6 protein-coding genes are annotated in these 5,599 nt (G+C 70.8%); all 6 read right to left on the bottom strand.

Going from position 1 to position 5,599, the window contains the following annotated elements:
• Positions 1-118: 118 nt before the first annotated feature.
• Complete coding sequence (gene wecB, locus ABD255_RS25040) at positions 119-1,177, bottom strand: non-hydrolyzing UDP-N-acetylglucosamine 2-epimerase (protein ID WP_344218023.1); 1,059 nt, start codon at positions 1,175-1,177, stop codon at positions 119-121.
• Entirely contained in the window at positions 1,174-2,217 is a 1,044-nt protein-coding gene (locus tag ABD255_RS25035; protein ID WP_344218021.1) for a Gfo/Idh/MocA family protein, read from the bottom strand. Before ABD255_RS25035 ends, wecB begins: the two co-directional genes overlap by 4 nt.
• Before the next feature lies 1 nt (position 2,218).
• Entirely contained in the window at positions 2,219-3,310 is a 1,092-nt protein-coding gene (locus ABD255_RS25030) for a DegT/DnrJ/EryC1/StrS family aminotransferase (RefSeq protein ID WP_344218385.1), read from the bottom strand.
• The gene (locus ABD255_RS25025) at positions 3,307-3,918 is read right to left on the bottom strand and encodes an acyltransferase (RefSeq protein WP_344218019.1); all 612 of its coding nucleotides are present in this window, start codon (positions 3,916-3,918) and stop codon (positions 3,307-3,309) included. Before ABD255_RS25025 ends, ABD255_RS25030 begins: the two co-directional genes overlap by 4 nt.
• A complete protein-coding gene (locus tag ABD255_RS25020; protein ID WP_344218017.1) occupies positions 3,915-5,102 on the bottom strand; it encodes a hypothetical protein in 1,188 nt (395 codons plus the stop codon). Before ABD255_RS25020 ends, ABD255_RS25025 begins: the two co-directional genes overlap by 4 nt.
• A 33-nt stretch (positions 5,103-5,135) precedes the next feature.
• A partial coding sequence (locus ABD255_RS25015; protein ID WP_344218015.1) for a hypothetical protein occupies positions 5,136-5,599 on the bottom strand: 464 nt, incomplete at its 5' end.

Here is a 5,599-nt window from a genome sequence, read left to right as displayed (position 1 = left end):
ACGGCCGGCATCGCGTCGGCGGCGGCCGGTGGCAGAGTCGCCGAACCGGCGGCGGCAGCAGACCCGGGCGGAGTCTGCTGCTCGTCCTTTTCTTCCTCGGCGGCCTTCGTCATCGGCGCTACCCCGCGAGGGCGGAGACGACGCGACCGGCCGCCTGGCCGTCGCCGTACGGCGCGGCCTGCTCGGTGGCCGGAACCGGCCGGACGGCCAGTTCGGGGAGCTTGCCGAGGTCGGTGGTCAGCACGTTCCAGCCGTCCTCGAGGGTCTCGGTCCACTCGGTCTCCGTGCGCAGCGTCGTACACGGGGTGCCGAGCAGGAAGGCCTCCTTCTGCAGGCCGCCCGAGTCCGTCACCACGCCGACCGAGCCGAGCACCGCCGCGACCATCTGCGGGTAGGCCAGCGGCTGCGCGGTGTGCAGCGAACCGCCCGGACGCTCCAGCTTGATGCCGAACTCGGCGCAGCGCGCGACCAGCCGCGGGTGGGCCAGCAGCAGCACCGGGGTGTCCAGCGAGGCCAGGCCGTCGACGATCGCGGCCAACTGCTCCGGGTCGTCGGTGTTGTCGGCCCGGTGGATGGTGGAGACCAGGTACTCGCCGCGCTTCAGCCCGTCGGGCAGATCCAGCGGCTCGTCCTTCACCGCGTCGCGGACCCGGAAGCAGACGTCCGTCATCACGTCGCCGACCAACCGGGACCGCTCGCGCAGACCCTCGTTGGCCAGGTGGTCCATCGCGACCTGCGTCGGGGCCAGCAGCAGGTCCGCCGCGTGGTCGGTCAGGACCCGGTTGTGCTCCTCCGGCATCAGCCGGTTGAAGGAGCGCAGCCCGGCCTCGAGGTGCGCCACCGGCAGGTGCATCTTCACCGCGGACAGTGTGCCGGCCAAGGTGGAGTTGGTGTCGCCGTAGACCAGCACCCAGTCGGGGCGGTGCTCGTCCAGCACGGCGTCCATCGAGGCAAGCATCGCGCCGGTCTGGACCCCGTGGCTGCCCGACCCGACGCCCAGGTGGACGTCGGGGGCCGGGATCTTCAGGTCGGCGAAGAACACGTCGGACATGTTCTTGTCGTAGTGCTGGCCCGTGTGCACGATGACGTGCTGGTGCTCGGTGGCGGCGAACGCCTCCGCGACCGGGGCGAGCTTGACGAACTGCGGGCGGGCCCCGACGACGCTCAGGACCTTCATGACTGCGCGGCTCCAGCACTCTCGGAGCCCAGCACGCCGTTCAGCGCGTCGGTCAGCATGACGGTCTTGCCGTCGTTGGTCGCGGACTGGATCACGGCCTCGGCGACGACGACGGTGGCCAGACCCTGCTGCAGGGTGACGATGTCGGTCTCCTTGCCCAGGATCGCGTCGCGGAACGCCTCGTGCTCGGCCTTCAGCGGCTCGGGCTTGCTGATCGCGTAGCGGATCATGTCGCCCTCGCTGACCCCGCGGAAGTGCGCGACGTCGTCCCAGGCGGTCTGCACGGTCCCGTTGGCGTGGAACGACAGGTCGGCCAGCAGGGTGTCGGCGATGAAGGCGCCGCGCTCACCCGTGACGACGGTGAGGCGCTCCTTCATCGGGGACAGCCAGTTGACCAGGTGGCTGGTCACGGTGCCGTCCTGCAGCTTGCCGGTGACGGCGATCAGGTCCTCGTACTGCCGGCCGCTCTTGTGCGCGCTCTGGGCCGAGACCGACGCGAACGGCGACTGGGTCACCCAGGCGGTCAGGTCGATGTCGTGGGTGGCCAGGTCGAGCACCACGCCGACGTCGGCGATCCGGGCCGGGAACGGGCCCTGGCGGCGGGTGGTGATCTGGTAGATGTCACCGAGTTCGCCGGCCTCGAGGCGGGACCGCAGCGCCTGCAGCGCCGGGTTGTACCGCTCGATGTGGCCGACCGCGCCGATCACGCCGGCGGCCTCGAAGGCCTTGGCGATCTCCGCCGCCTCGGCCGAGGAGCCGGCCAGCGGCTTCTCGATCATCGCGTGCACGCTGGCCTCGGCCAGCGACTTGGCGATCTCGGTGTGGTATTGGGTCGGGACGGCCACCATGCAGTAGTCGATGCCGGCCGCGATCAACTGCTCGACGTTCTCGTGCACCGGCAGGCCGTTGGCGACGCCGTGCTTGTCGCCACCCGGGTCCGCCACGGCGACCAGGTCGACGCCTTCGAGGGAACCCAGCACGCGGGCGTGGTGCCGGCCCATCATGCCCAGACCGATCAGTCCGGCTCGCAGGTTAGCCATCTCACGCACCAGCCTTCGCCACGGTCGCGACCGCGGTCACGATCCGGTTCAGGTCTTCCTCGGACAGCGACGGGTGGACCGGCAGCGAGAGCACCTCGGCCGCGGCCTTCTCGGTCTCCGGCAGGTCCAGTTCGCGCTTGAACGAGGGCAGCCGGTGGTTCGGGATCGGGTAGTACACGCCGCAGCCCACGCCGTGCTCGTTCCGCAGCGCGTCGGCGAAGCCGTCGCGGTCATCGGTCACCCGGATCGTGTACTGGTGGTAGACGTGGGTCGCCTCGGCGGCCACGGCCGGCACGGCCACGCCCTGCAGGTTCGCGTCCAGGAACGACGCGTTCTCCTGCCGCTGCTTCGTCCAGCCGCCGACCTTGGTCAGCTGCACCCGGCCGATGGCGGCGTGCAGGTCGGTCATCCGGTTGTTCACGCCGACGAGTTCGTTCTCGTACTGCTTGAGCATGCCCTGGTTGCGCAGCAGCCGCATCCGGCGCTCGATGTCCGCGTTCGCGACCGAGTTCATGCCGCCCTCACCGGACGTCATGTTCTTGGTCGGGTACAGGCTGAACATGGCGAACTCGCCGAAGGTGCCGACCGGTGCGCCGTTCCAGGTCGCGCCGTGCGCCTGCGCGGCGTCCTCGTACAGGTGCAGGCCGTGCTTGGCCGCGATGGCGCCCAACTCGGTCATGTTCGCCGGGTGACCGAACAGGTGCACCGGCATGATCGCCTTGGTCTTCTCGGTGATCGCGGCCTCGACAGCGGCCGGGCTCAGGCAGAAGTAGGTCGGCTCGATGTCGACGAAGACCGGGGTCGCGCCGGTCAGCGCGACGCTGTTCGCGGTGGCGGCGAAGGTGAAGGAGGGGACGATGACCTCGTCGCCCGGGCCGACGCCCGCGGCCAGCAGGCCGAGGTGCAGACCCGAGGTGCCCGAGTTCGTCGCGACGCAGGCTCGACCGGAGACCAGCGCCGCGCCGAACTCCTGCTCGAACGAAGCGACCTCAGGACCCTGGGCGAGCATTCCGCTGCGCATCACACGGTCGACTGCCTCCCGCTCCTCCTGCCCGATGATCGGCTTCGCGGCCGGAATCGGCTGCACCATCAGTTCTCCTCCTGGTTTTCGTCGGCCGGCCGAAGCCGTCCGTCGGTTTCGAGATACATCTCGCCCGTGTGCGGGCACTTCCAGTCACCGTTGCCGACATCCAGCAACGGGACACCTGCCTTGCCGACCCACTTGATCCGGCGGGCCGGGACCCCGGCGACCAGCGCGAAGTCTGGCACGTCTTTGGTGACGACCGCACCCGCGGCGACGGTCGCCCAGCGGCCGATGGTGACCGGTGCCACGCAGACCGAGCGCGCCCCGACGGCGCTGCCCTGCCGGAGGGTGACTCCGACGGCCTCCCAGTCGGACGCGCTCTTCAGGCTGCCGTCCGGATTGATCGCCCGCGGGAACTGGTCGTTGGTCAGCACCACCGCGGGACCGATGAAGACGCCGTCCTCGAGCACGGCCGGCTCGTAGACCAGGGCGTCGTTCTGGATCTTGCAGTTGTTGCCGATCCGCACGCCGGTGCCGACGTAGGCGCCGCGGCCGACGATGCAGTTGGTGCCCAGCACCGCGTTCTCGCGGATCTGGGACAGGTTCCAGACGGACGATCCGTCGCCGATCTGCGCGGTTTCGTCGACCTCTGCCGACGCTGCGATCCGGGACGTCACAAGCTCTCCTTCGGGTCAAGCCAATCAGTGAGTGCTACTGCGGAGCGCCGCCCGTCGTGCAGCTCCGCCACGAAGGCGGGGCCGGCGGCGGCCCGCTCGGCGGCCGCGGGACGGTCGGCGAGCAGGTCGGTGAGGACATCGGCGAGCGAATCGGGATCCGCCTCGATGATCGGCACCTCACGCCCAGTCAGACTACGCACCCGCTCGCGTACCACCGAACCGACGTACGAAACCACCAGTCGGCCGGCGGCCAGCGCCTCGCACGCGGCGACGCCGTACAGGCCGATCCGCAACTGGTCGACGACGATGTCGGCGGCGCCGATCACGGCCGGCATCCGGTCGTGGCTGACGCCGTCGATCCGCCGGTAGTCGACAACCCCGCGGCCGGCCAGCTCGGTCAGTACCTCGTCGATCCGGTCGCTCGCCTTGAGCTGCGGGTTCGACGGGACGTGCACGACGACCGGACGGTCGCCGCTGAACAACGGACGGGCGGCCTGCTGCCACGGCGCCGGATCGATCGCCACCGGCAGCCAGGTGGCGGTCGGTACGTCGTCCAGCAGGTCGACCGTCGAGACGAACACCGGCACGTCCAGGTCGGCCACGAGCTCGGCGAACCGGCTCGCCTGCTTCTCCAGCCGGTCGGTCAGGGGGTCGCCCTCGGCGAACGGGGACCAGCGCTCGCGCGCGGCATGCCGGCTGGGCAGCCGGATGTCGGAGCCGTGGAACAACAGGGCCGGCTTGATCCCGGCGGCCTGCAACTGGCGCACCTCGCCGGACGCGTCCGGGACGCCCCGGGCGCCGAACAACGGGCGCAAGGACTCGATCATCACGTGCGTGTAGGAGCCCAGCACGTGGGCTTCCTGAGCCTTCTGCCAGCGCGACTGACCGAACCAGGCCAGCGGTACGCCGTAGTCGTCGGCGAACTCGAAGCGGCCCGGACGGCGCAAGGAGAACGAAACCGCCTTCACGCCGGGCAGCGACTCGGCTGCCCGGGCCCAGGCGTAACCCTGCCCGGCGGAGTTGGTCGGGCCGACCAGCATCCGCACGGGCTCGGTCGAAACCGCCGGAAAAGCAGGCAGTTGCGCGTACGCGTAACGCAGCCCGCGGAGCCGGCGCCGGACCGCACCAGCGGTTCGGCGTACCGGCGTCGGCAGCTGGTCACGAAGCGGACGCGTGGCGGTCATCTGCATGCCCGCCACACCACCCGGGTCTGGCAGTTACCCATGCCCCGCCCCGACGAGCCGGTCCAGCTCACGACGGGCCGCGGGCACGCCGAGCACGACCGGCGTACCGGCCTTGCGCTGCCCGAGCTGCCAACCGGCCCAGATCGCGCCGGCGTCCAGGGCGATCACCACGTCGGCCTGGTCGATGGTGGTCTGCACGTCCGGCCGGCTGAGGATCCGCGCCCAGTAGGTCTTGGCGAGGTCCTGGTTGCGCCGCCCGGTGGTGAGCATCTTCACCGGAGCCGACTTCTTGATCGAGGCCGGCACCACCTTGCCACCGGCCTTCCGCAGTCGGCGGTAACGCCACTGCACAGCCTTCACCACCCGCTTGGCCCCCGTAGGCCGCGGCTTCGCCGCCGGCCCGGCGTTCGGCGCCGCGCTCGCCGCAGTCGCGCCTGCGGCGGATGACCCGTCGTCGGCGGCGGCCGCTGCGGTCGCGTCGCCGGCGGGTGCGGTCG

It is taken from the genome of Kribbella sancticallisti (assembly GCF_039530625.1).
Taxonomy (GTDB): Bacteria; Actinomycetota; Actinomycetes; order Propionibacteriales; family Kribbellaceae; genus Kribbella; species Kribbella sancticallisti.
The sequence above is the reverse complement of the archived record's forward strand: the minus strand, read 5'-3'. Positions and strand labels throughout refer to the sequence as shown.

What these genes read in the sequence shown, in the direction of transcription:
- wecB (WP_344218023.1), bottom strand. Translation starts at nt 1,177, where the DNA reads ATGAAGGTCCTGAGCGTCGTCGGGGCCCGCCCGCAGTTCGTCAAGCTC.
- ABD255_RS25035 (WP_344218021.1), bottom strand. Translation starts at nt 2,217, where the DNA reads ATGGCTAACCTGCGAGCCGGACTGATCGGTCTGGGCATGATGGGCCGG.
- ABD255_RS25020 (WP_344218017.1), bottom strand. Translation starts at nt 5,102, where the DNA reads ATGACCGCCACGCGTCCGCTTCGTGACCAGCTGCCGACGCCGGTACGC.